The organism is Streptomyces cahuitamycinicus (assembly GCF_002891435.1).
In the GTDB taxonomy this organism is placed as follows: Bacteria; Actinomycetota; Actinomycetes; order Streptomycetales; family Streptomycetaceae; genus Streptomyces; species Streptomyces cahuitamycinicus.
This window is the reverse complement of sequence record NZ_POUC01000857.1, coordinates 1-1,152: the sequence shown is the minus strand read 5'-3', so window position 1 is coordinate 1,152 and position 1,152 is coordinate 1. Positions and strand designations below refer to the sequence as shown.

Genomic DNA, 1,152 nt, shown 5'->3' with positions numbered 1-1,152 from the left:
ACCCGCGGCTAGACCGACACCAGCACCACGAGATCCGCCGCCACCACCAACGCGCCCCCCAGCAGGAACCCGGCCAGCAGCCGCGCGCGGAGCCTGCGGTACACCCCCTCGTACTCGCCCCGCAGTTCCTCACCCCGCCGGGCCGTGCGCTGCCACGAGGCCCGGGCGAGGCCGAGATGCTCCGCCGCGAACTGCCGCTCCACCTGCGCCCGTTGCGCCTCCGTCAGCCAGTCGAGCCCGGCGGCGAAGCGGGCGGCGGCGGTACGGGCCTCCTCGTGCGCGGCGGCGGCCAGCAGATGGCCCTCGACGGCGTTGTGGAACGCCCGCACATCCACGGGGAGCCCTTCCATGGCGGTCACCGGAGCGTCAACTCCCGCTCCGCCGCGGCGATGGCGTCATGGTGCAGGTCGAACGCCGGGGACTCGCTGCGGATCTTCGGCAGGGCGACGAAGTTGTGGCGCGGCGGCGGGCAGGAGGTCGCCCACTCCAGGGAGCGGCCGTAGCCCCACGGGTCGTCGACCTCGACCTTCTCGCCGTACTTCGCCGTCTTCCACACGTTGTAGAAGAACGGCAGCATCGACATGCCGAGCAGGAACGAGAAGACGCTCGACACCGTGTTGAGGGTCGTCAGGCCCTCCACCGCCAGATAGTCGGGGATCCGCCGCTGCATGCCCTGGGCGCCCAGCCAGTGCTGGACCAGGAACGTGCCGTGGAAGCCGATGAACAGCGTCCAGAACGTGATCTTCCCGAGGTGCTCGTCCAGCATCCTGCCGGTGAACTTCGGCCACCAGAAGTGGAAGCCGGAGAACATCGCGAACACGACCGTCCCGAAGATCACGTAGTGGAAGTGCGCGACCACGAAGTACGAGTCGGAGACGTGGAAGTCGATGGGCGGCGAAGCCAGCAGCACTCCCGTGAGCCCGCCGAAGACGAACGTGATCAGGAAGCCGGTCGCCCACAGCATCGGCGTTTCGAACGACAGGCTTCCGCGCCACATGGTGCCGAGCCAGTTGAAGAACTTGACGCCGGTCGGGACGGCGATGAGGAACGTCATGAAGGAGAAGAACGGCAGCAGCACACCGCCGGTGACGTACATGTGGTGGGCCCACACCGTCACGGACAGACCCGCGATCGCGATGGTCGCGCCGATCA

2 protein-coding genes are annotated in these 1,152 nt (G+C 68.3%); both read right to left on the bottom strand.

Features of this window, described 5'->3' with window-relative positions; all coding sequences use genetic code 11:
* Positions 1 to 8: 8 nt before the first annotated feature.
* Positions 9 to 350 (bottom strand): hypothetical protein, encoded by a 342-nt coding sequence (locus C1J00_RS43455; RefSeq protein ID WP_102914239.1) that lies wholly within the window; start codon positions 348 to 350, stop codon positions 9 to 11.
* A 5-nt stretch (positions 351 to 355) separates the two neighbouring features.
* Positions 356 to 1,152, bottom strand: a 797-nt coding sequence (locus tag C1J00_RS43450) for a cytochrome c oxidase subunit I (RefSeq protein ID WP_180989925.1), incomplete at its 5' end; no start/stop codon positions are given.